The following is a 23,837-nucleotide window of genomic DNA, read 5'->3' as shown; positions in this document are numbered from 1 at the left end:
TCTCTTTCTATATATATCGATTATTTCGGAGATATTCCACAATGATTGTGACAGACTCTTTTATACTTAGTTTATTCGTATCTAGAATGATCTCAGGGTCTAATGGTTCCTCATATGGGGCATCTATGCCTGTAAAATCTTTTATTTCGCCCAAGCGAGCTTTTTGATATAATCCCTTAGGATCTCTTTCCTCACATGTCTCTAAGCTTGCTTTTACATATACCTCAATCATTTCGTCAGGTTCAACTAGTTCTCGAACTTGATGACGATCCTCACGATAGGGGGAGATAAATGCTGTTAGTGTGATTAACCCAGCATCAACTAGTAACTTCGCTACCTCTCCGATTCTACGAATGTTTTCTCTGCGATCATCCGGTTTAAAGCCTAAATCTTTATTTAATCCATGGCGGATATTATCACCGTCAAGACGGTAGGTGTGAATGCCAATATTAAACAATTCATTTTCCAAAGCAGAAGAAATGGTTGACTTCCCCGCTCCGGAAAGCCCGGTAAACCAAATGATCGCACTTTTATGTTGTTTTAATCGTCTTCTATTTTCCTTTGAAACTTCTGATTCATGCCATATAATATTCATTGATTTGTCCTCCTAACTATAGTCTGTAAGTAATATGATCATCATAATCGAAAACTAGCGGTGATCACTCCAGTATAAGTCCCCTAGTTTATAGAAGATACAATGGCATGTGTCCTAAAGCCAGAAAAAGACACCCTTATAAACTGATCGAGATCAATTTAAAAAGATGCCTTTAGTTGACTAATCAGCATAGATATTCTTTTTTTACTTATAAAATAACCCTTTCTCTGAAGAGAAGGGCGCACAATCATCCACTTAACTCTTCTTATCTTCAGCGCCTATACTCATTGGAATTGGCACAGTGCTGTTAGCCTGTTGCCGAGGCTTTATTGGGTCAATCCCTCAACCTCTCTGGATAAGATTTTTGTTGCATTCATATTACAGGCTAAAAATGGAAATGTCAACAATTTTTTGAAATTATTTTTAAACACATCTTTTTACTTGGTTTAAGCAACGGATATAGTATAAAAGAAGCAAGTGAATGGCTGTCATCATTCACTTGCTAATCAGAGTTACATAGCTGCTTTCTTTTTGATTTGCTTACTTCTTAATTGACCACAAGCTGCGTCTATGTCAGCTCCTTGCTCATGACGAACACCACATTGAATGCCATTCTTCTTTAAAGTATCGAAGAATGCCATAATGTCCTTTTGTTCGCTTCTTTCATACTGGATATGTTCATTTACTGGATTATAAGGGATCAGATTCACATAGGTTAAATGTCGTTTATTTTGTAGTAATTTAGCAAGCTGTAAAGCTTCTTCTACATGATCATTTACATCCTTCAATAAAATATATTCAATCGTCACTCTTCGATTATTTCTCTCTAGATAATAATCAAGAGCTGACATTAATTTTTCAATGGAGAATGCCTTATTTATTTTCATAATCTGCGTTCTTAGTTCATCATTTGGTGCATGTAAGGATAAGGCCAAATTCACTTGCAAATTCTCATCGGCAAATTCACGGATCTTGTGGGCAAGTCCACTCGTTGATACTGTAATATGCCTTGCACCGATAGCCAGTCCCTTTGGATGATTGACAACACGAAGAAAATTCATCAGGTTTTTATAATTGTCAAATGGCTCGCCAATGCCCATTACAACAATATGACTAACTCGTTCCTCTTCCCCTTTTTCATCAAGATGCTGCTGAACCTTCATAATTTGTTCCACAATTTCCCCGCTGTGTAAATCTCTGTTCTTCTTCAATAATCCACTTGCACAAAAACTGCAACCAATATTACAGCCAACTTGTGTCGTGACACAAACGGAAAGACCATACGAAAAACTCATTAACACTGTCTCAATGAGATTGCCATCCTGCATCTCAAACAAAAATTTAATCGTTCCATCTGCAGATTCTTGCTTGACTGCTTGTTTTAGCGTTTGAATCGTAAAATGTTCTTCCAGTAATTGTAAACATTCTTGATTAATATTTTTCATATCTGAAAAGTTGGTCACTCTTTTTCTATACAACCAATCCCAAATTTGTTCTGCCCGATACTTTTTCTGTCCTCGTTCCAACAACCATTCTGTCAGTTGATCGCTGGTTAAACCGTAAATCGATTGTTTCACTTTGAATACCTCATTTCAAAAAATGCATGTAGTTATTATAATACTAAGGTTGAAAAAAGGAAACAACCCTCTTACGAAACAGATCCCAAATTAAAGTTGGATATACGAAAAGTCCAAGGTTCATCGAAAACGTAGACACAATGTGGTTGGATGTACGAAATGTCATTACAAAAAAAGAATGCCTCAGTTGAAAATGAGACATTCGGGCCTACAGGATGTTGGTCACTTAGGCGAAGACGTGCGGATGCGGCGAATTTAGCCCTAAGACCATTATTTCCATTCATATGGAGTTTCTTGATAAACATAATAGTTTAACCAATTGGAGAAAAGTAAATGGCTATGCGAACGCCATGTATGAACAGGTTTTTTGGTATAATCATTATTCGGAAAATAGTTCTCTGGTGGTTGGATAGAGATCCCTTTATTTAAATCCCTTTTATATTCCTCTGCCAGCGTTGTTGCATCATACTCTAAGTGACCTGTTATCATAATATTTTTCTCATCTTTAGACATGATCATGAATGGTCCAGCCTCCCCTTTAGAAACAAGAAGTAAATCTGGGTGTTGGTCAATCTCTTCTTCACTAACACTAGTGTTTCGTGAATGAGGGGCCAAAAATACATCATCAAATCCCCGAACTAATTTCAGTTTTGGATATTTAAGTTCATGTGCAAAAATCCCCGAACATTTTTCCTGTAATTCATATTTGTCGATGCCATAATGATAATAAAGGGCTGCCTGTGCTCCCCAGCAAATGTGCATAGTAGATGTTACCTGGGTTTCTGTCCATTTCATAATTTCTTTTAATTCTTCCCAATATGTCACTTGTTGAAAAGGTAAATGTTCTATAGGTGCCCCAGTAATAATCATTCCATCAAAATATTTGTCCTTTACTTGGGAAAACGTGGTATAAAATTGATCTAAATGCGTTTTATTAACCGTCTTCGATTGATGTGTAGCCATATGTAAAAAAGATACATTCAATTGAAGAGGAGTATTTCCTAATAGGCGTAATAGCTGCACCTCTGTTTTTTGTTTTTCAGGCATCAAATTTAATATTAAAATATTAAGTGGACGGATATCTTGTGTAATGGCTCTGTCTTCATCCATTACAAATATTTTCTCTTTCTCTAATATTTCTTTAGCTGGCATTTTTCGCGGTATATTAATAGGCAATCCATATCCCCCCTAAAATATTCTAATATGAATTATTATAGGGTTGAATAGGCATTTCGGCAAGCGATGTTGGAAAATATCTTTCTTTTATTTAACTTGTATTCACTTTAAGGGATATATTATTCGTTCACAATCCTTCCGCTTTTCTTTACAGGATAGGAAAGTATAAATTTTGGCTAATGTTGGATCTAGCTCCAGCGCCCAGCGACTAGCAAACTTTCGGTGCCTTCCTATGATAAGTCAACATCGATTCACCCTTCGGGTTCATCGTGTTTCCTTTATCTCGTCAGGCCCCTAAAAAGTTTGTACGTCGCTAAACGGGCGCTTGCGCTTTTCTTACGGGATAGGAAAGTATAAAAATTGGCTAATGTTTGGATCTAGCTCCAGGCGCCATCGGCTCGAGGTCAAATAACCTGAGACAATAAAAGTCAAGACCGGACTTTTCTTGTCTCAGAACATTTGCTTGTCGCCGATAGGCGGGCGCCTTGCGCTTTTCTTATGAACCTACTTCCTCCTTTATTTGGCTATGGAATAAATCATAATAGAAGCCATGTTGTTGGAGAAGAGATGTGTGTGTGCCTCGTTCGATTAACTGTCCTTGATTTAGTACGAGAATCTGGTCAGCATTTTGGATTGTATTCAGTCTGTGGGCAATTACCACACTTGTTCTGCCTTTCATCAAACGAAACAGTGCCTCCTGGATTTTCATTTCTGTAATGGTATCAATATTACTTGTAGCCTCATCTAATATAAGCAAAGATGGGTTGGAAAGCATCGCTCTCGCTATCGACAGAAGTTGTCTCTGCCCTTGGCTAATTCCACTGCCATCCTGTTTGAGAATAGTATCATATTTGTTTGGTAATTTCATAATAAAAGAGTGAGCATTTGCCATTTTGGCCGCTTCTTCCACTTCTTCATCTGAAGCATCTAGTCTTCCATAGCGAATATTTTCTCGGACGGTTCCTTGAAAAAGATACGCATCCTGCAAAACAAAGCCCATATGCCTTCTTAGATCATTTCTTTTTATTGTCCGAATATCCATACCATCGATTAATATTTCACCTTGATTGGTTTCATAGAATCGGGCTAGTAGATTAATAATCGTTGTTTTCCCTGCCCCAGTCGGTCCTACAAGTGCAACGGTTTCCCCTGGTTTCACGCGAAAGCTAATATCTTTAACCGTTTGATCTACATCATTCAGATCATAAGAAAAAGATACATGTTTAAATTCAATCTCCCCATTTATCTGCGCGATAGAACGACTGGATGCTTCATCTCTTTCTTCCGGTTCACCCAAGATTTCAAAAACTCTTTCCGCACCAGCTACGGCAGAAAGTAATGTGTTAAACTGGTTCGCTAATTCATTCAAAGGACGGGTAAATTGACGGGAGTATTCCGTAAACACGACAATGGTTCCAATACTAACATATTCGTTCAACGCCAGTAGTCCCCCGGCACCTGCAATGATCGCAAAATTTAAGTTGTTCAGCATATTCATCAACTTTGGAATAAAACCGGAGTAAACTTGTGCCCAGTAACCGGCATTTTTTAATCGTTCATTTTTTTCCATAAATTCCACAATAATTTTTTCCTCTTGAGAAAAAGTTTTCACAATCGTTTGGCCGGCAATGGTCTCTTGAATAAATCCATTTAAATCCCCAAGATGTCTCTGTTGCTCTTTAAAAAGTCTCCCTGTACGATTTGTGATCCATTTCATTCCGAAATACATGATAGGTACAACAATCATCGTAATCAATGTCAACAAAGGACTTAACATCAACATAACGGTGATGGTCCCTACAAGGGTAATAATACTTGAAGATAATTGGATCACAGATGTATTAAGCGTTTGACTGACATTATCAATATCATTCGTTAAACGACTCATTAACTCCCCGTGTTGACGTTTATCAAAGAACTTAATAGGTAATTTATGAAGCTGATGAAACAACTGTTTCCTCATTGTAAAAACTGTTTTTTGACCAATTCCAATCATCCAATAGTTTTGTATAAAGCTGGTGAATGAAAAGAAGAAGTAGACAAAAGCAATCATCACAAGAATAAAGACTAACGTATTTCCGCTATTTTCCGCAATATATTTATCGATGGTTTGACCAATTAAATAAGGTCCTAAAAGCCCAAGCCCCGAGCTCGCTAATACAGTGAAAAAAACAAGAAATAATTGGCCTCTATAGACATCAAGATATCGCCAAATGCGAATTAACGTTTTTTTCCAGTTCTTTGCTTTTTCAACCTTCAGGGGCTGACCCATTCTTCTTTTATTGGACATCTGCGAACGCCCCCTTTGCAAATTGGGACTGATAGATATTTTGATAAAGGGGGGAGGTTTTCATTAATGTATCATGGCTTCCATATGCTACTAATTCCCCTTCATCTAATAATAAAATTTTGTCTGCTCTCATGGCTGTTGTTACCTTTTGTGTAATGATAAATAGCGTACAATCATACTTCTCGATCGCTTCCAATAATTTTCCCTCTGTTTTCATATCAAGTGCACTCGTACTATCATCTAAAAATAATAACTTAGGTGTTCGAACAAGCGCTCTCGCGATGGAAAGCCTTTGTTTTTGACCACCGGATAAATTGACCCCTTTCTGGCCAATTTTCGTTTGATACTGCTGGGGCAATCTTCGGATCGTTTCATGTATTTGCGCATCTGTTGTGCTTTCCATAATTTCTTCCATGGACGCATCTTCTTTCCCCCAAGCAATATTGCTTTCAACGGAACCAGTAAAAAGAATGGACTCCTGTGGAACAAAGCCGATTTGTTTCCTTAGAGAAGTTAATGTCATCGTCTTAATATTATGATCATCAATCTTTATAGATCCTTCATTCACATCATAAAGTCTTGGAATTAGCTGGAATAAAGCTGACTTTCCTGCCCCCGTTGCCCCCATTACAGCGATGGTTTCACCGGGATTTGCTGTAAAGGAAATATTCGAAAGCACAAAATTATCTGTTCCGGGGTATTTAAAACTTACATTCTGAAATTCTACTTTTCCACTTTGGATCTTTTTATCCGATAAAGCTGATCCATCATCTTCCAAATCTACAGAAGTTTTGAGGACTTCCGTAATTCGTTCGGAGGATGCTTTTCCCCGAGAAAAAGCTGTAATGATCCACGATAACATGGATAAAGCCATTGTAATTCGAAAACCATAATTGACAATGGCTACAACCTCTCCAACATTGATTCTCGCTTGGTGGACATCTGCAGCTGCAAACCATAATATAATTAAAATAGCTAGATTCATAATAAATAGCAGAAGCGGTCCAAGCAATTCTACAAGTCTCAACGTTTTTACTGTCTGCTTTCGCAAATCTTCATTAGCCCCGCCAAAACGTCTTTCTTCAAAATCCCCCCGAATAAAAGCTTTAATCAAGCGCATAGAAGCTAGATTTTCTTGCATGACATTATTGACTTTATCCAATTTATCTTGTACCAATCGAAATAGCTTACCCGTTATTTTCATCATCCAAAACAGTAAGACGACAAGAAAAGGAATGGGAACAATTAAAATGAGTGCTAACTTGACATTGACAAAGAATGCCATCGTCACTCCACCAACGATGAGTAAAGGTGTTCGTAAAGCGACTCGTAAACTCATGTGAACAGTATTTTGAATTTGCGTAATGTCATTTGTAAGGCGGGTGATAAGAGAGGATGTTTGGAATTGGGCTAAATTATTAAATGAAAACGATTGCACCTTTTTGAACAAAGCAGCTCGTACATCGTACCCAAACCCCTGACTTGCCTGGGAGGAAAAAAATGAATTCGTAATCCCAGCTACAAATCCAAGCAAGGACATGCTAACCATAATCCCTCCCCATTTCATAATGGCATTTAGATCCTCTGTTAATATCCCCTCATCAATAATATTTGCCATAAACATCGGATGCGATAATTCTACTGCTAATTCCACAAGCATCAGCATCCAGGCAATAATCATGGCCCACCGATAAGGTTTTAAATAAGAGATGACTTTCCTCATTTGCATTCCCCCGGATCGTTCGTATATCTAAATATAATGTCACTACCTATCTTAAATGAAAATCAAAAAAATGTCATCTGATCATGCTGGCTTTTCAAAACTTACAAAATAATCTTGTTGGTGGAAGATTGTTAAAAAATATGATTAAATAAAAAGATCAACTTTGTTTTGAAGGGATATATAATGAAAAATTTTGAAAAAGCAACATTTGCAGGCGGCTGTTTTTGGTGTATGGTGAAACCATTTGATCAATGGGATGGGATTGAAAGCATTATTTCCGGTTACTCTGGAGGAACTCTTTCTAACCCTACCTACGAAGATGTGAAATCAGGAAAATCCGGACATTATGAAGTTGTTCAAATCACTTATGATCCTCAGTTGATGCCCTATGAACAACTACTTGAAATTTATTGGCAGCAAATTGATCCAACAGATGCTGGTGGACAATTTCATGACCGAGGTCCATCCTATCGAACGGTTATTTTTTATCATAACGATGAACAAAAGAAGTCAGCAGAAAGGTCGAAAGCTCAACTGATTGCAAGTGGGAAATTTAAAAAGCCCATTATCACTGAGATACAACCTGCTCAAAAATTCTACCCTGCGGAAGAGTACCATCAAGATTTTTATAAAAAAAATAAAGAAGCCTATTTAGAAGACCGAAAAAAGTCAGGGCGTGATGAGTTTATCCAAAGATTTTGGAAATAGGGCTGTTCCGTAAGTGCCAAGCACTTATGGAACAGCCCTGTTTTCTAATCTTTAAAAAGGATGTTTGAAGTTGAATAGTCAATGTCGTCAGGATCGATCGTTTTTAATGGCGTTTCTGCAGGGCCTTCCATGACTTCCCCTTTATAAGTAAAGCGGGAACCATGGCAAGGGCAATCCCAAGAGCGATCACCACCATTCCAATTGACTTCACATCCCATATGGGTGCAGGTGGTGTCAACAATATACAATTGGCCCTGTTCGGTTTTATAGGCACCAGCCCGTCTGCCCTTAATGCTTATCGCAGCCCCTTCTCCCTCTTTAATATCTTTTAACTCTTTATCCGGTGTCTCCAATTTTCCACTGACAAGCTGCGAGGCCACATTTACATTTTCTTTGATCACCTTTTTAAAACTAGGATCGGCCTTAAACCTTGCAGGTGTATACAACTCTTCATAAGGATTCGCTTTACCTGTAATTAAATCTTTAATGATATTTGCGGCTACATGGCTGTTCGTCATCCCCCACTTACGGAAACCTGTTGCAACATATACATTATTTCCTTGCGATAACCGGCCAATATAGGGGACTTTATCGGGTGTTACTAAATCTTGAGTGGACCATCGATATAATACTTGTTGAACTCCAAAGTTTTCCTTAGCAAATTTTTCCAATGCCTGATAATGTTTGAGTTCCTCTCCGCCTTGCCCCGCCTTATGACCATCGCCACTAAATAAAAGCATCTCCTCGCCTTCGATAAGGACGGGTCTAATAGAACGGGTTGGTTGCTCCACATTAATATACATTCCTCCGACAAAAGGCTTAGCTGGTTTGGCAGCAATGACATAGGAGCGTTCTGGATAAAGACGGGCAAAATAGCCGCGTCCATCATGAAATGGAAAATGAGAGGCAGAGATCACGTACTTCGCCTTGACTCTTTTTCCATTTTTAAAGCGGATCGTTGCTGGATTACCGTCCTCTAATTGGCTTGCAACACAATTTTCATACATTTGAACACCTTGCGCTTGCATTAGTTCGACCATCTTCGATAAATAATGAAGGGGATGAAAATGAGCCTGATCTTTCATAACAACAGCACCTTTGTGTGGTACGGGAAGGGGAATTTCATTCCTAAATTCGCCTTGAATACCTAATCTTTCATAGGCATCTGCTTCCTGTTTCAATGTTTCTATATAATCATCTGCATTTGTATAAACAAAAGCGTCCTCTTTTTGAAAATTGCAATCCACCTCATTGGTTTTAATCCATTCTTCCATCTGGTTCATCGCATTCTGGTTAGCCTGATAATACAGTTTTGCTTTGTCTTCCCCAAAATGCTGGATCAGTTCTTTGTAAATCAGAGCGTGTTGCGCTGTAATCTTTGCTGTTGTATGACCTGTCGTTCCATTGAAAAGTGAATTCGCTTCAAATAGGGCTACTTGAATCCCTTCTTTCGCTAACAAATAAGCGGTTGTAATTCCAGTAATACCGCCTCCAACAATTGCTGCTTCTACGTTCATATCTTCTTCTAATATTGGAAAATCAGGCATTTTTGTTGAATGAATCCACCATGATTCAGGTGAGTTGGGAAGTTGTCCTTTTTTATCAATAAATTGGTCCATTAAGTTAAGCCCCCTCTTATGGTTTCTATTCATTGATATTCCCCAATCATAAGAAATGTATGTATAAAAAGTAAAAAGGATTGCCCAAGTGGACAATCCTTCATTCTAGTTCTAACATGCGTTTTGTTTAGAATTAACTGATTACAGGTAAAACTCGTATCTCTTTTTCCATTTCTGATTTACATATAGGACAAATGGTTTTTTCGTCGGTAGAAAAGGCATCCCTCATCCAACATGAGCATTCTTTATTCGTACATGACCAAACAACTGTTTCCTTTTCTGGGACTGGTTCCCGTGGTCCCCTTCTGTAAGCCATGGCAAGATCCCCTTTCTTATTATTACTCTTATTATACGCCATTTAGATCCATAAACCAAATTACCCTGGCGAGTCGAATCTATGTATGAACCCCTCTATTAAGAAAAGCGCAAGCGCCTTGGTACGGATGAATAGCTTAGTGTGAGATTACCGCCTTTCAGGGCTGGACGCCCGCGCTAGACCTGAAAATCAGGGGTTTTTTTGCATTAGAAGATGTTCCGATTTCTGGATGATGGCATTTAATATATCCGCATTCCTTTTGTACATCTGTTTCGCTTCCGGCGAATCTGTATCAAGTGAAAAAGATTCTAAATCAGCCTGGCACTTTTTCAATGAGGTCAAAAGGGCTTGTCTCGGTTTCGTTTTAGGAATTTGTATCTTATCATCATAGATATCCACAGTTAATTGACCATACGCATCCACTTGGCCCACATAAACATTATCAAGAGCCACACCAAGTTTTTCCAATTCTGTATCAAGCCAAGCCCTGCTTAAACCTCTTGCAGACAAAGCAACATCCATTACCTTCCCTTCCATGATCACGGTTTGAGGTATTTTTTCTGGAGCTACATCAAGTTGGAGATCTTCAGGTGTAACGGGGCGCTTGTCTTTTTTAAGCATCACATTTAAATCCCCATTTGGTTCTAAAATAGCAAATTCAACATCAGCAACCTGAAAAGCATCTTTCTTTCTAAGTAATTGTAATAATTCATCAACGGTATATTGTTCTTTTGATAAATTTTCTTCTTGTATTTTTCCATTTTTAATCACGACTGTTGAGGATCCTTCAATAAAATTACGGAACTTTTTGCTTTTCATTCCAATTAATCCAGCAAAAAAAGGGATCGCTGTCCACACTATAAGACTGTACACTCCATTTATGATATTACTTTCCAATCCTGTGGAAATTTCTGCCGCTATACTCCCAATTGTAATACCGACAATATATTCAAAAAAGGATAGATGAGATAATTGCTTTTTTCCCAACCATTTTGTTAATAAAAATAGAACAACAATCATAGCCGATGAACGAAGGATGATTTCAAGCCAGTTCGGAATATCCACTTCATGTTCCTCCTTTTACGAATTTCGATATTGCTGTTCTTCTGCCTTCATAAATTCCACTCGATGATTCAACTCATAAATAACGGAGTCCATATCCTCCATACATTCGTGAAAGATTCTTTTCGCATTATCATCTGAAGTTGATTCAGCAAGACGGCTAAATTCTGCTTGAATGGTTTTGGCTGCCGCTAATGTTCCTTTTACATTGCTAAAAACAGTCATTTAGTGATTCCTCCTGGAATTTAGGGGAACAGAGTGACCTCTGTTCCCTTTTACTAACATTATTGATTATATTGAGGTTCCTCTTGAATAACTTCTTGAATACGTGGTTCCAGCGAGTCAATAATGGCTTGGGTTTGTTGAGCACATGTTTTGTAAAGTTGTTTTGCTTGTTGATTATCTGTATCTAAGGCAAATCCCTCAAAACTCGCTTGTGCCGTTTTTAATCCGGTTAATGTTTGTTGTACTTTTGTAATAACTGTCATAGAATATTGACCCTCCTAAAGCTTTTTGGGAACGTCTTTATTATGTGGCTTTTTCAGAAATACATGTCATGAAAAATATGGTATAGAAAAAGCCGATATCCTTTTACGTAGGACATCGGCTTCTTTTAGTTTACGCTAGGTTCTAATTTGTGTTTAAGATTCTCTATTCTTTCTTTTACTTCTTCCTCGGTAAGATTATGCTCTTTCACATATAAATTTCTAGGATGAATACGGCATTCATCTGTACAACTTCTCATATATTTATGTTCATTCTCTTCTGAACACAAGATTTGTTTATTACATTCAGGATTCGCACAATTCACATAACGTTCGCATGGTGTGCCATCAAAATAATCACGACCCACAATCACATGTTCTTTTTGATTAATCGGAACAGCAATTCTTTCGTCAAATACATAGCATTGACCATCCCAGAGTTCCCCTTGCACCTCTGGATCTTTTCCATAGGTGACAATCCCTCCATGAAGTTGCCCTACGTTATCAAAGCCTTCTTGCTTCAACCACCCGGAAAATTTTTCACAGCGGATACCACCTGTACAATAGGTTAAAATTTTCTTACCTTGTAGTTGCTCTTTATTTTCTCGGACCCAATCAGGGAGCTCACGAAAGGTTTTAATATCAGGTCGAATGGCCCCTCTGAAATGACCTAGATCATACTCATAATCATTACGCGCATCAAGAACAATGGTCTCCTCATCCTGCATCGCTTGGTAAAATTCTACTGGGCTTAAATGTTTCCCTGTTATTTCATTAGGATTGATGTCATCTTCCAAGCGTAAAGTGACAAGTTCAGGACGGTGACGTACATGCATTTTTTTAAAAGCATGACGTTCAGACTCATCAATCTTAAAGACCATCGATTCAAAACGGGGATCTTTTTTCATTTCATTCATATAGGTTTCTGTCTGTTCCCATGTCCCAGAAACGGTCCCATTAATCCCTTCTTTGGCGACAAGAATTCGTCCTTTCAATCCAAGGCTTTTGCAAAATTTCAAATGTCTTTTTGCAAATACATCTGGTTCTTCCATTTCTACATACTGATAGTACAATAATACTCGATATTTAGGATTTTTTTCCAAAAAAAATACCACCTATCCTGTTATATTTGCAAGATATAAACGTGTTTAGGAGGATTCATGTTCGGTTTCCCGAATATACACTTTACTCTTACAATGATTATTTTACCGATTCTTTACCAAAAAATCAATATGAACAGCCTTGACGAAAAATTTACTAACTCATGGAAAAGGAAAAATATTTTTCATGCCCGCTAGTTACGTTTATAATAAAAGTATGGATTATGAATAGAAAGGTTGATGAGATGAAGGAAAACGAGCAAAATGCAATATTAGTGAAACAACACCACAAAAAATTAAAAAGGAGAATCCTTTTTTGGCGTATTCTATTCGTGACAATTGGTGCTATTTTAATGGCCACCGCACTTGAATTGTTTTTAGTTCCTAATAATATTTTAGACGGTGGGATAACGGGAATATCTATTATTTTCTCCCATCTTACAGGTTGGCGAGTCGGGTTTATACTGTTTGTATGTAATCTTCCCTTTATTTACCTCGGTTATAAGCAAATCGGAAAAACATTTGCCTTGACCACTCTTTATGGAATCTTTGTTTTATCCCTTTCATCAGTCCTTTTACATGATGTATACGTTGTCACAAATGATCTCTTACTGGATACCGTTTTCGGCGGAATTGTTTTGGGCATGGGTGTTGGTATAGTGATTCGTTTTGGTGGATGTCTAGATGGCACGGAGGTTCTATCCATCCTTCTTAATAATAAGCTCCCATTCTCAGTTGGAGAAATTATTATGTTTTTTAATTTCTTCATTTTTGCCTCAGCAGGTTTTATTTTTGGCTGGGAGCGTGCGATGTACTCTATTATCACGTATTTTATCGCTTTTAAAGTAATTGATATTGTTGTAGAAGGATTAAATGAATCGAAGGCAGTATGGATTATAAGTGACTATGCAGATGAAATTGGTGAGACGATTTTGGCTAGATTAGGACGAGGTGTCACCTATTTAACCGGACAAGGAGCTTATACGGGCGATACTAAAAAGGTCATTTTTTGCGTGATTACAAGACTGGAAGAGTCGAAATTAAAATCCATTCTGGAGGATCATGATGAGTCGGCATTTTTAGCGATTGGTCATATTTCAGAGGTACATGGCGGTCATTTTAAGAAAAGACATATCCATTAAAAAGCGAGGTTCCCTTAGAGAACCTGCTTTTTAAGTGGCCATATATTTGTTCCTATCCGATAAGAATGCATCAAAATTAACAAATCCTTCACTATTATGAATGGAATAAACCGGCAGCGTTTGTGGCTGATGAATAGGGATCCAAGAAATAATCCCCTTAATATTGGATAATTCGTTAAAAGATGCAAATCCTCCTGATGACGAGTCATTACAATTTTTGGAAAAGCAGCTTTTTTATAGCCTTCCACTAAAATAAGATCAATCGGTAATGATTGGTAAATAGATAAAATGTCATCTAAATTCCAAGAAGAATTCCGCGCTTCCAATTGCAACATTCCATCCCCTTCTACGGCTGCAATCATTGCCCCAGCTTTTACATGCTTTTTACTATCTTTATGGAGCATATTTCCTTCGGGCGGACCGCCATGTCCGTGCTGCTTAATTGTCCCCAGTCGAAATTCCCGGTTCCTTCCGTAAGAAATTAATTTTTCCATTAGGGTCGTTTTCCCGCTATTTTGAAAGCCTACAATTTGGAAAACTTTGGTTCGATCCATGGATGTTCACAACCTTCTTGATCTTCTAACAATAAAATATCGACAGAATCTCCTGCTTCAAACCCTCTAGTTCCTCCAGGAAGGACAATAAGGCAATTCGCCCATGCTAATGAAGTGACCACACCCGATTTATCTAAACCGACTGGAGCGGCATAAACTTGTGCTTTTTCAAAAGAGAGCTTCCCCCGGACAAATCGACTAAATGGATTTGGTTTAGGGAAATCATTTTTTAATCTACCTGTGATTTTTTTAAAATAGGTTTTTTTGGAATAAAGCCAATAACGCAGATAAGGCCGTACATATAATTCAAAACCAATATAACAAGCAGAAGGATTCCCTATTGAAATTAGTTACAAAGAAGGATAGACTTCATTCTTAATTTCGTTAACACTTAAAAAGGATATTCAACTTTTGAGCAAGATTTTTTAAAGGCTATGAAAGGAAATGCCGTAATGAAGAAAATTACATATTTCATCGTTCTCATTCCTCTTCTCTTTTTTTCAGTTACTCAAGTATTAGCAGCAGATATACCTGATCCTCGTGGTGATATTTATGCCCAGGACTTTGCTGATCTTTTGCCAACGAAGGTACAGGAAGAGCTGATAGAGTTAGGTTCCTATCTTGATGAACAAACTGGTGCTCAACTAAGTGTCCTTACCATCCCTTCCCTAAAGTCTGTCCCTATAAAGGATTATGCAGAAGAGGCATTTCGAAAATATCAGCTCGGAAACCAGGACCAACAGAATGGGGTTCTATTATTATTTGTCGTTCAGGAGCGGAAAATATACATAGAAATTGGGAAAGGATTAGAGGAAAGATTCTCCGGTGGAAAAATCGGAAAAATTTTAGATACGTATACCTTACCTTTTTTAGAAAAAAATGATTTTGAACAGGCGATTACGAATACCTATAACAAGTTATTTAATGAACTTGCAGTCGAATACGATCTTGATAAGCGCGCTGAAGCCAAAGCGTATGAATATGGCTATCAAAACCGAACAGGCTTATCGATTCTAACCATTATGATCGTCGTCCTGTTTTTTTTAGGAATGATCTTTCTGGATTTCAAATTCTTAGGAGGCGCTCTGTCGCTTGCAATTCTTCGAGTATTCACTACCATTATCCGAAGAAGACGTAAGAATAAGCGTAAATCACACAAGCGAGAAAATAAGCAAAGAATTCGGACAAGATACAGAAGATGAAAAAAGCTATCTAACGTTAGATAGCTTTTTTTCATAGGGATAAAGTGAAACTTCATTCAGTGGGGGTTTTTTTCATCCCCCACTGAATGTTAGTTGAACGAATCGGGGATTTACTGGCAGTTGACCCCCACTTGCAATTCTTGTTTTCCCTCGAATTCTCGAAGTGGTGGTCTTACTGCCAGTTAATTCGGGATAAAATATATGCTCACGAGTGAAGGGATTGGAGCAATAACTTTTTTAATAGTGGAAAGAGCAGTTCAGGTAATGCTTCAATGGTTGGGGCAATTAAGCTATAGGGCCCATAAATATTATGGAAAACTTTACGCTGTTCATCCCCCACTCCATTCATGGATAAAAATATGTTGATGACTTCAATTCCTTTTTTACGAGCGTCCATAACGGCCATATGGGTATCGACAATCCCATTTTGACTATACCCAAAAGCAGCAGGTTCCCCATCAGAAAAAATAATCAAAAATTTTTGTTTTTCCATTCTTTTTAAGAATCTTTCGGTTATCACTCTTATCGCAAAACCATCTCTGTTATCCTCTTCTGCTTGCAATTGCATAATTTCCGGGCCGGATTTCCTTTTTAATGAGTTCGAAAAAGGAATGGGCTGCTGGAAGTAATTAGGTTGTCTGTTCTGATTTGCCTCATTTGCATCTTCCCAAAACCCTGTAATTTCATGAGGGACCTGAACGGATTTTAAGGCTTCGTGAAATAAGGTGATCCCTTTCTTCGTCTCTTCCATTTTATCTTGCATAGAAGCTGAACAATCCACTAATAGACTAAAAGCAGCATCTATTTTTTTCGAGTTTTCTGTCCTTTTATAAAAAAGCCTCTTTTGATTATCCGTGAAAAAACGAATGATATTTTTATCTAGACGGCCAAACAGTAATTGAGTTCGTGGAAACTGCTTCCTATGTTCCAATGTCATATCAATCGTCCGCTTTAATTTTTTTTGGTACAAGGTCATCGAATCTTTATATAATCGGTATTGATTCATTTCTTCTTTTTTTGGTTGGGCAGACGAAATAAAAATAGCCTCTGCATTCCGATTTTCTCTACCATACGGTGCACTCGTATTATCCGCGCCCTCATTTTTTCGCCCCATTTCTTCCATGCTTGTGTAATCCTGATAACGACTTTTCCCCGTTTTCCCTTTGACGATCGCTAAAGCTTGATCACCCGCTTCTCCTTCCCTTGCCTCATTCGCCAGTATGTCTGTCTGTGTGCCCTGTTCAAGATCGAATTGTAAAAAACTTTTACCAGGTTCACTTGTCTCCCGATGCCATGTCTTCATTTCCTCTTTGAAAAATTCTTCGTCTCCCTCAGCTTTTTCTTTCGCTTGATCATTATTGATAAGGGTGTCTTTTCTTAATAAATCCCGATAATCCGCGGATTGATTTTCTTTCTGGTCATGATGGAGATGATAATAGTCGTTTAATAAATCTCGTTTTAAATCATTCTCTAATAATGTCACAATAGCCATACAGTTTTCGGCCACATCGTTTGTAGAGGCAGCATCAAAAAAAGATTCCAAATTCCTTCGATATAAAGGGATCAGTGGATTCAATTTCGGATGAATTCCTGGAATTTCAAAAAAAGGTGTTTGGGCATTCCAAACTAAATAAGCAAGATTAAAAAGGAGATCCGTAAATAAACTTCTTTCTGTATTTACCTTCCATTGCGTCTGGAAAAATTCTAAATAAACCTGCCTGCGAACTTGGAATTCTTTTCTCATCCCAGGCCTTTTTCTTTTGCAAATTTCCTCTACTCTTAAATCCTCTGCAAGGGAAAATAATTGTTGAGCAAAGCGAGGAAGGCTTGTATTCTGGGACCATTCCACAAAATGATCGACCACCTTTTGGTCCGTATAATGAAAATTCCCCATTGCCCGCAAATAAACGTCACTTTTCATCCCTGAGACCGTTAATGGTTCAGAGCGATGATTCCAGAAATGACTCACATATATTTTTTTGTCTTCCTTACTTACATAGGAGTGAACACGTAGCTCTACCTCATAGTCCGGATCTCTTACAAGCGTTTTGGCGAGATCTGATAATTCCATTATAAGCAGAGAATCTATTTTTTCATCATTAAAGTCGATAAAGCGATACAATTTTTTCCCTCCTCACTCGAACAAGGTAGCCGCAATATTCATAATGGCAGCTCTTTCTCTTTCCTCTTCCAGTTTGTCAGCTATTCCCCGCTGAATGGCCCTTAATGGTGGTAAATAGACTGACAAATCACAGGTATCAATAAGAGCCCGAATGGATGCTGCCTCTTCCGGCACTTGCCCATTACGCACTTGGGTAACCAAATCTTCGGATAATAAGACATATTGATCTAATAATGTTTCATCCTCTAAGATGCTTTCCGTTCTTAGTACCGTTTTTAGAGTATCTCCTTGAATATAAGGAACATCAAGAACAATAAATCTATTTTTTAAGGCTTCGTTTAAAGGAACCGTTCCAATATACCCTTCATTAATCGCCGCAATCACTCCAAATTCTTTTGCGGCATGAATGGTCTCAGCGGTAAATGGGTTAAAAACGGATCTACGGTAATCGAGAAGACTGTTTAAAATCGGTAATGTTTCTGGTTTCGCCATATTAATCTCATCAATATATAATAAATGTCCATTTTGCATCGCCTTCACGACTGGACCAGGGACAAACTCGATTGTCTGCGTTCCTTCCTTTTGACCAATCGTTTTAAAACCTAAAAAAGCCTCTGCATCCAAATCAACGGAGCAATTGATACTATGCATTGGTTGCTGAAAAATGTGTGATAATGTTTCCGCCAATTTCGTTTTCCCGGAACCTGTAGGTCCTTTAAGCAAAAGGTTTTTTCCTAATGCCACTGAAATAATGGCATCGGTTAATAATTCATTATCCTTAGATAAAAATCGACCTGTTTGCTCCTCTTCTATTTGCGATTGATGTGAGAACTTTGAATTCCTTTCTTTTACAATTTTCTCAATTGCATGCGGCAATGATAATGCATTCATCTCATGATATCCTCTCTACATTAATAAATATCTATTCTAACAAAAATAGAAAAGACTTGCTCTCAAGCAAGCCTACGTTCATATGGAAACTTTTTACTGATTCGTATCCTCTTGTGTATTTTGGTCATATAGATAAAGTCCGCGTCCCACTTTTATAATATTGGGATCTGATTCGCGAATCGTATTCATAAAGGTTGTCATATTCGCAATATGGGAATCTGTAGTCGATTCAATTTTCTCCTTTAATTCTTTCCCACGTACAGGAGCATTTGCCTCTTTTAATATATTTATCACTATTTCCCCTAATTTTGTTGTTTTACTGCGTCTGGAGGGACGTCCTTTACGTATTCTAGGAATAGATGCTGGGGAACTTTTTGAATCATTCGTTTGGCTCAATCGATTATTGTTCGGTATGGAGCTCGTTTTTTCTACTGCCTCTTGTTCATCTAATTCTCTTAATCGATTAAAAATATAATTCCGTTCTTTATGTATTTCTGCTAAAATCGTTTTCTCTACATCATTCATTTGCTCTAATCGAACTTTCAACGCGTTCCTCTCATCAAACAATTTAATGCCCTCCTATCAAACCTATCCTCAATTGTCAAATAATATTTCTTTTATACCTTCGATTATGAGCATAATTTTTAAGAAAGGCAAGATGATTTTGAAAATTTATCTAAGTTCTTTTTTGCCATCGATAACTTTATTTGAAAATTCAAGCAACCCCCTTTTCTTTTCGTCCAAAAAGAGGTAAAATATGTAGTAGCAATTGAATAATCCAACTTCACGAGGAGGTTTTACTGGCAATGAAAATTATGAGTAATGAAATGCTAGTTGCTGCCTATCGAGATGCAAAGAAAAATAATCATGAGAGTGAATGGATTAGATTACTTAAGTCAGAAATTAGGAAACGTGGATTAAAAGCTTAAACCAAAAAGAAAATTATATATCTATCAACATATGAGCGTGCCACATGGATTGTGACACGCTTTTTTTATTTAAACATACAATCCAAAAGAGCTGGCACATGGTGTCAGCTCTTTTGCTATGGTTATCCCTCTAAAAGGAGATCCTCAGGATTTTCCAACAATTTTTTAATCGTAACTAGGAATCCTACCGCTTCTTTTCCATCTATGACGCGGTGATCATAGGATAAAGCAACATACATCATTGGACGGTTTTCCATCCGTTCCGCATCAATGGCAATAGGTCTTGTTTGAATGGTATGCATGCCCAAAATCCCAACTTGTGTACCATTTAAAATCGGAGTAGATAAAAGAGAGCCAAATACACCACCGTTGGTAATCGTAAATGTTCCACCAGATAAATCACTTAACGTTAATTTATTGTCCCTCGCTTTATTGGCAACAGCTAAAATATCTGCTTCAATTTCTGCGAAGTTTTTACGGTCACAATCGCGAATAACGGGTACAACTAAACCTTCATCCGTTGAAACAGCAACACCAATATCATAGAAGTTTTTCATAATTAACTCGTCACCATCGAGCTCAGAGTTTACAGCCGGATATTTTTTAAGTGCAGCGACAACCGCTTTTGTAAAGAAAGACATAAATCCTAACCGAACATCATGCTCTTTTACAAAATTGTCTTTTTTACGTTTACGCAGATCCATTACAGCCGTCATATCAATTTCGTTAAATGTCGTTAACATGGCTGTATTTTGCTTCACTTCTAAAAGTCGTTTTGCAATCGTTTGACGCCGTCTTGATAAACGTACCCTTTCAACAGGCTTGCCGTCTTCAGGAACAGCTGGTGCCGCTTTTTGCGCCGGTGCAGACGGTGCTGCCTCCTGTTTTGGTTGATTAGAGTAGGAGGTAACATCTTGTTTTCTGACACGTCCCATCGGATCAATAGTTGGTACTTGGGAAAGATCAATCCCTTTTTCTCTTGCCAGCTTACGTGCAGCAGGCGAAGCAATGGTACGGTCTTTTTTATCTTCCGTCACTTTTTCAGGTTCCACTTTTTCATTTTGTTCTTTGTTGTCAGCTTCATTTGTCTTCTCTTCTTTTACTTGTTCATTAGCTGATGTCTCTGCTTTGCCTTCCCCTTCTCCAGCTTCGACAATGGCAATAACATCACCTACTTGAACAGTATCACCTTCAGAAGCCTTCAATTCTTTCACAATCCCCGCTTCTTCAGAAATCACTTCAAGATTGACCTTATCTGTTTCAAGCTCTACGATATATTCTCCCTTATCCACATGGTCTCCGGGTTGTTTCAACCATTGCGCGATTGTACCTTCCGTAATCGATTCTGCTAATTCAGGTACTTTAATTTCAGCCACTTTGAAAGCCTCCTCTAATTGTTGCCATACATTGAATTTTGATTAATTTCTGCTTAGTGCTTCTTTCATGATCCGATTTTGCTCTTTTCTATGAATCGTCGGATCACCTTCTGCAGGACTAGAGCGTCTTCTTCGACCCGTATATTTTACGTCAACGCCACTTGGAGCAAGCTTGCGCAAATAAGGATCCACATGTGTCCATCCGCCCATATTCTTCGGTTCTTCTTGTACCCAAACAAGCTCTTTCACATTTGGATACCGGGACAATATTCCTTTCACTTTTTCTGAAGGGAATGGATATAATTCTTCAATTCGCAAAATATGAAGCCAATCCAGATCCGTTTCCTTTTCTACTTGCTCAGCCAAATCAATACTAATTTTCCCACTGCAAAGAATCAATCTTTCGACAGCTTCTTTATTCTCACCAAGCCCTTTTTGTTCCATAACAGGCTGAAAGCTTCCTTTCACAAGATCCTGTACATCCACTGAAGCAAGCGGATGACGAAGCAAGGATTTAGGTGTCATAATGACAAGTGGTTTGACGTTTTCTTTCCCAAGAGAAGCGGCCTGTCTTCTAAGAAGATGGAAATATTGAGCGGCACTTGAAAGATTCGCAACAGCCCAGTTATTTTCAGCAGCATTCTGTAAAAATCTTTCTACTCTTCCACTTGAATGTTCCGGTCCTGCCCCTTCATATCCATGTGGAAGTAATAATACCAATCCGGATTTTTGTCCCCATTTGGCCCTTCCAGATGAAATAAATTGGTCAAAATAGACCTGTGCCATATTGGCAAAATCACCATATTGAGCTTCCCAAAGCACAAGTGTTTCTGGGGCGTAAACATTATAACCATATTCAAATCCTACTACCGCTGCTTCCGTTAATGGACTGTTATACACAGCAAATGAAGCACGAGCATCAGGAATATGATGCATTGGGATGAGCTCTTGCCCATTTTTCTCATCATGCAAGACAAGATGCCGTTGGGCAAATGTTCCTCTCTGCGTATCTTGACCTGTAAAGCGAATAGGAGTACCATCCCTTAAAATAGTCGCAAATGCTAGTGATTCTGCATGTGCCCAATCAATTTTTCCTTTTCCAGAAAATGCAGACTCTCTGCGTTTTAATATCCGGCTTAGTTTGTGAAAGACATTAAAATCTTTTGGCCAGTCTAATAATGCATCATTGATTCTTTTTAAATCTTCCTCTGAAACAGCCGTTTGCTCATCCAATAAAGCCTTCATGACATTTTCAGGCGGATTCATCGAAATATCCCGTTCATCTACATTTTTAGCGGCACGATCATATTCCTTTTGCAGTGTTTGAAAGATTTTTTTATCTATCTTATTCACTTCTTCTGTTGAAATGATCCCTTTTTCCATTAAACGTTCTGCGTATATTTCTTTTACGGTTGGATGATTATTCACAACATTATACATAATAGGATTGGTTACCATCGGTTCATCCGTTTCATTATGTCCATACCGTCTATACCCGATTAAATCGATGACAAAATCTTTATGGAATTTTTGACGGTATTTATAAGCAAGTATTCCTGCTGCCAAAACGGCTTCAGGATCATCTGCATTAACGTGAACAATCGGAATTTCAAATCCCTTTGCAATATCCGATGCATATTTCGTTGATCTGGAATCAGAACTTTCCGTTGTGAAACCGATCATATTATTCGCAATAATATGGATCGTTCCGCCGGTATCATACCCTTTTAAATGTCCCATATTTAAGGTTTCTTGGCCAATGCCTTCCCCCGGAAACGCTGCGTCTCCGTGAACCGCAATCGCTAAGCTGCTTGACATATCCTGTTTAGGAATTCCAGGTTCACTTCTATCTTCCTGTGCAGCGCGTGTGTAACCGTCAACAACAGGACCCACAACTTCGAGATGACTTGGATTATTGGCGAGTGTAATTCTTGTTTGTGTAGTATCGCCTCGTTTCACCCTTCTATCGGCACCAAGATGATATTTGACATCTCCTGTCCATCCATACGTAATCCCAATCGATCCCTCCGAAGGAACCATATCCTTGTTTGGTGCATGTTGGAATTCGGAGAATATTAATTTGTATGGTTTCTCAAGGATATGAGCCAGTACATTTAATCGTCCACGATGGGCCATCCCAATATTAATTGTTTTAGTACCTGTTTCCACAGTAGACTGAATAATTTTATCAATTAAAGGAACAAGTGTATCCAATCCTTCAATCGAAAAACGCTTTTGACCGACAAATGTACGATGGATAAATTTTTCAAATCCTTCTACTTCTGAAAGACGATGCAATACTTCGATCCGCTCTTCATTTGTAAGGGAAGGGTAAAAACACTCAGATTCTATTTGCTCTTTGAGCCATTTTTTTTCTTCTAATTCATGAACATGATTATATTCAAACGCAATCCTCTTTGTATATACCTTTTTTAAATGATTCATGGCCTCTAACCCATCTTTTAAAGCAGATGGTGCGTTCGGTGAAATGAAAGAGGCAGGAATTTTTTTAAGATCTTCCTCTGTTAAGTCAAATTGAGACAATTCAATATACCTTACATCGATATCTCGAAGTTCTAAAGGTCTAATATCTGCGGCTAAATGCCCATATGTACGAATATTATCAGCAAGCTTAATGGCGCCGGCAATTTTGCTATACATGTTAGGATTTTCTGGAAATGAAATATCTGATTGACTTATTGTTGTTTCCTCTGCTTCTACTGCTTGCGGTGCGCCCCATTGATCAAATAACTTTTTTAATTCATGATCAATACTACTGGGGTCTTTGACATACTCATCGTACACTTCCATCACGTAACCAAGATTCGGTCCTGAAAACTTTTGCCAGGGTGACGCTTGATATGAAGAGTGTTTACTCATTTGTGATACGCCTCCACGATTCCAACCATAATTTGTTTTAATAAAATGTGAAACCCTACCCAATTATTCTAGCACTGTGCATGCATAATA

At 38.0% G+C, this 23,837-nt stretch carries 22 protein-coding genes and 1 riboswitch; of the genes, 4 read left to right on the top strand and 18 right to left on the bottom strand.

From position 1 onward, the window contains the following. Positions 1 to 7 precede the first annotated feature (7 nt). The 5 genes from cysC to MUB24_RS09820 all read right to left on the bottom strand — a co-directional run bounded on the left by cysC (position 8) and on the right by MUB24_RS09820 (position 7,361). The gene (cysC, locus tag MUB24_RS09840) at positions 8 to 595 is read right to left on the bottom strand and encodes an adenylyl-sulfate kinase (protein ID WP_244703545.1); all 588 of its coding nucleotides are present in this window, start codon (positions 593 to 595) and stop codon (positions 8 to 10) included. Between the two features lie 262 nt (positions 596 to 857). Then, positions 858 to 957, bottom strand: a riboswitch (SAM riboswitch). 150 nt (positions 958 to 1,107) lie between these two features. Next, entirely contained in the window at positions 1,108 to 2,172 is a 1,065-nt protein-coding gene (rlmN, locus tag MUB24_RS09835; RefSeq protein WP_244703541.1) for a dual-specificity RNA methyltransferase RlmN, read from the bottom strand. 270 nt (positions 2,173 to 2,442) lie between these two features. Further along, positions 2,443 to 3,348, bottom strand: coding sequence for a homoserine O-acetyltransferase MetA (metA, locus tag MUB24_RS09830; protein ID WP_244703539.1), 906 nt, complete (start codon positions 3,346 to 3,348; stop codon positions 2,443 to 2,445). 496 nt (positions 3,349 to 3,844) lie between these two features. Continuing rightward, on the bottom strand, positions 3,845 to 5,638 hold the full coding sequence (locus MUB24_RS09825; protein ID WP_244703536.1) for an ABC transporter ATP-binding protein: 1,794 nt from the start codon (positions 5,636 to 5,638) through the stop codon (positions 3,845 to 3,847). Then, positions 5,628 to 7,361 carry an ABC transporter ATP-binding protein gene (locus tag MUB24_RS09820; protein ID WP_244703534.1) on the bottom strand — a complete coding sequence of 578 codons (1,734 nt, stop codon included), beginning with the start codon at positions 7,359 to 7,361 and terminating at the stop codon, positions 5,628 to 5,630. The genes MUB24_RS09825 and MUB24_RS09820 overlap by 11 nt, the downstream gene beginning before the upstream one ends. 183 nt (positions 7,362 to 7,544) lie before the next feature. On the opposite strand from MUB24_RS09820, the gene msrA reads away from it, so the two are divergent. Continuing rightward, a complete protein-coding gene (msrA, locus tag MUB24_RS09815) occupies positions 7,545 to 8,069 on the top strand; it encodes a peptide-methionine (S)-S-oxide reductase MsrA (RefSeq protein WP_280516943.1) in 525 nt (174 codons plus the stop codon). A gap of 44 nt (positions 8,070 to 8,113) precedes the next feature. Here msrA and MUB24_RS09810 read toward each other — a convergent pair whose 3' ends face one another. From MUB24_RS09810 to trhO, 6 genes are all read right to left on the bottom strand, one after another. Then, positions 8,114 to 9,688 (bottom strand): FAD-dependent oxidoreductase, encoded by a 1,575-nt coding sequence (locus MUB24_RS09810; RefSeq protein ID WP_244703532.1) that lies wholly within the window; start codon positions 9,686 to 9,688, stop codon positions 8,114 to 8,116. Positions 9,689 to 9,821: 133 nt separating this feature from the next. After that, the gene (locus tag MUB24_RS09805) at positions 9,822 to 10,004 is read right to left on the bottom strand and encodes a cold-shock protein (RefSeq protein ID WP_244703529.1); all 183 of its coding nucleotides are present in this window, start codon (positions 10,002 to 10,004) and stop codon (positions 9,822 to 9,824) included. Between the two features lie 189 nt (positions 10,005 to 10,193). Beyond that, a complete protein-coding gene (locus tag MUB24_RS09800; protein ID WP_244703706.1) occupies positions 10,194 to 11,024 on the bottom strand; it encodes a DUF421 domain-containing protein in 831 nt (276 codons plus the stop codon). A gap of 60 nt (positions 11,025 to 11,084) precedes the next feature. After that, the gene (locus MUB24_RS09795; protein WP_244703515.1) at positions 11,085 to 11,291 is read right to left on the bottom strand and encodes a DUF1657 domain-containing protein; all 207 of its coding nucleotides are present in this window, start codon (positions 11,289 to 11,291) and stop codon (positions 11,085 to 11,087) included. Between the two features lie 59 nt (positions 11,292 to 11,350). After that, complete coding sequence (locus MUB24_RS09790) at positions 11,351 to 11,554, bottom strand: DUF1657 domain-containing protein (RefSeq protein WP_244703514.1); 204 nt, start codon at positions 11,552 to 11,554, stop codon at positions 11,351 to 11,353. A 125-nt stretch (positions 11,555 to 11,679) separates the two neighbouring features. Continuing rightward, a complete protein-coding gene (trhO, locus tag MUB24_RS09785) occupies positions 11,680 to 12,654 on the bottom strand; it encodes an oxygen-dependent tRNA uridine(34) hydroxylase TrhO (protein ID WP_280516942.1) in 975 nt (324 codons plus the stop codon). A gap of 221 nt (positions 12,655 to 12,875) precedes the next feature. On the opposite strand from trhO, the gene MUB24_RS09780 reads away from it, so the two are divergent. Beyond that, a complete protein-coding gene (locus MUB24_RS09780) occupies positions 12,876 to 13,793 on the top strand; it encodes a YitT family protein (RefSeq protein ID WP_396426726.1) in 918 nt (305 codons plus the stop codon). Positions 13,794 to 13,807: 14 nt separating this feature from the next. Here MUB24_RS09780 and mobB read toward each other — a convergent pair whose 3' ends face one another. Both mobB and MUB24_RS09770 read right to left on the bottom strand, forming a co-directional pair. Further along, on the bottom strand, positions 13,808 to 14,347 hold the full coding sequence (gene mobB, locus MUB24_RS09775; RefSeq protein WP_244703512.1) for a molybdopterin-guanine dinucleotide biosynthesis protein B: 540 nt from the start codon (positions 14,345 to 14,347) through the stop codon (positions 13,808 to 13,810). Then, positions 14,317 to 14,592, bottom strand: coding sequence for a hypothetical protein (locus tag MUB24_RS09770; protein WP_244703698.1), 276 nt, complete (start codon positions 14,590 to 14,592; stop codon positions 14,317 to 14,319). The genes mobB and MUB24_RS09770 overlap by 31 nt, the downstream gene beginning before the upstream one ends. A gap of 207 nt (positions 14,593 to 14,799) precedes the next feature. Here MUB24_RS09770 and MUB24_RS09765 point away from each other — a divergent pair, with 207 nt between their 5' ends. Next, a complete protein-coding gene (locus tag MUB24_RS09765) occupies positions 14,800 to 15,549 on the top strand; it encodes a TPM domain-containing protein (protein WP_244703509.1) in 750 nt (249 codons plus the stop codon). A 205-nt stretch (positions 15,550 to 15,754) separates the two neighbouring features. Here MUB24_RS09765 and MUB24_RS09760 read toward each other — a convergent pair whose 3' ends face one another. The 3 genes from MUB24_RS09760 to MUB24_RS09750 form a co-directional block, all read right to left on the bottom strand. Beyond that, a complete protein-coding gene (locus MUB24_RS09760; protein WP_244703506.1) occupies positions 15,755 to 17,671 on the bottom strand; it encodes a vWA domain-containing protein in 1,917 nt (638 codons plus the stop codon). Positions 17,672 to 17,683: 12 nt separating this feature from the next. Further along, positions 17,684 to 18,562 (bottom strand): ATP-binding protein, encoded by an 879-nt coding sequence (locus MUB24_RS09755; protein WP_244703504.1) that lies wholly within the window; start codon positions 18,560 to 18,562, stop codon positions 17,684 to 17,686. A 93-nt stretch (positions 18,563 to 18,655) separates the two neighbouring features. After that, positions 18,656 to 19,129, bottom strand: coding sequence for a Rok-like winged helix domain-containing protein (locus MUB24_RS09750; protein WP_244703501.1), 474 nt, complete (start codon positions 19,127 to 19,129; stop codon positions 18,656 to 18,658). 239 nt (positions 19,130 to 19,368) lie between these two features. Between MUB24_RS09750 and sda the strand changes: the two genes are divergently transcribed. Further along, complete coding sequence (sda, locus tag MUB24_RS09745) at positions 19,369 to 19,491, top strand: sporulation histidine kinase inhibitor Sda (RefSeq protein WP_244703498.1); 123 nt, start codon at positions 19,369 to 19,371, stop codon at positions 19,489 to 19,491. Between the two features lie 122 nt (positions 19,492 to 19,613). Here the strand turns inward: sda and odhB are convergent, their stop codons facing one another. Together odhB and MUB24_RS09735 are read right to left on the bottom strand one after the other, a co-directional pair. Then, positions 19,614 to 20,867 carry a 2-oxoglutarate dehydrogenase complex dihydrolipoyllysine-residue succinyltransferase gene (odhB, locus tag MUB24_RS09740; RefSeq protein ID WP_244703496.1) on the bottom strand — a complete coding sequence of 418 codons (1,254 nt, stop codon included), beginning with the start codon at positions 20,865 to 20,867 and terminating at the stop codon, positions 19,614 to 19,616. A 42-nt stretch (positions 20,868 to 20,909) separates the two neighbouring features. After that, on the bottom strand, positions 20,910 to 23,747 hold the full coding sequence (locus MUB24_RS09735) for a 2-oxoglutarate dehydrogenase E1 component (protein ID WP_244703494.1): 2,838 nt from the start codon (positions 23,745 to 23,747) through the stop codon (positions 20,910 to 20,912). Positions 23,748 to 23,837 lie beyond the last annotated feature (90 nt).

The sequence above is a fragment of the Lederbergia sp. NSJ-179 genome (assembly GCF_022867885.1).
Lineage (GTDB): Bacteria > Bacillota > Bacilli > Bacillales > Bacillaceae_C > Lederbergia.
Note: the sequence above shows the minus strand (reverse complement) of the source record. Positions and strands in the feature narration are given on the sequence as shown.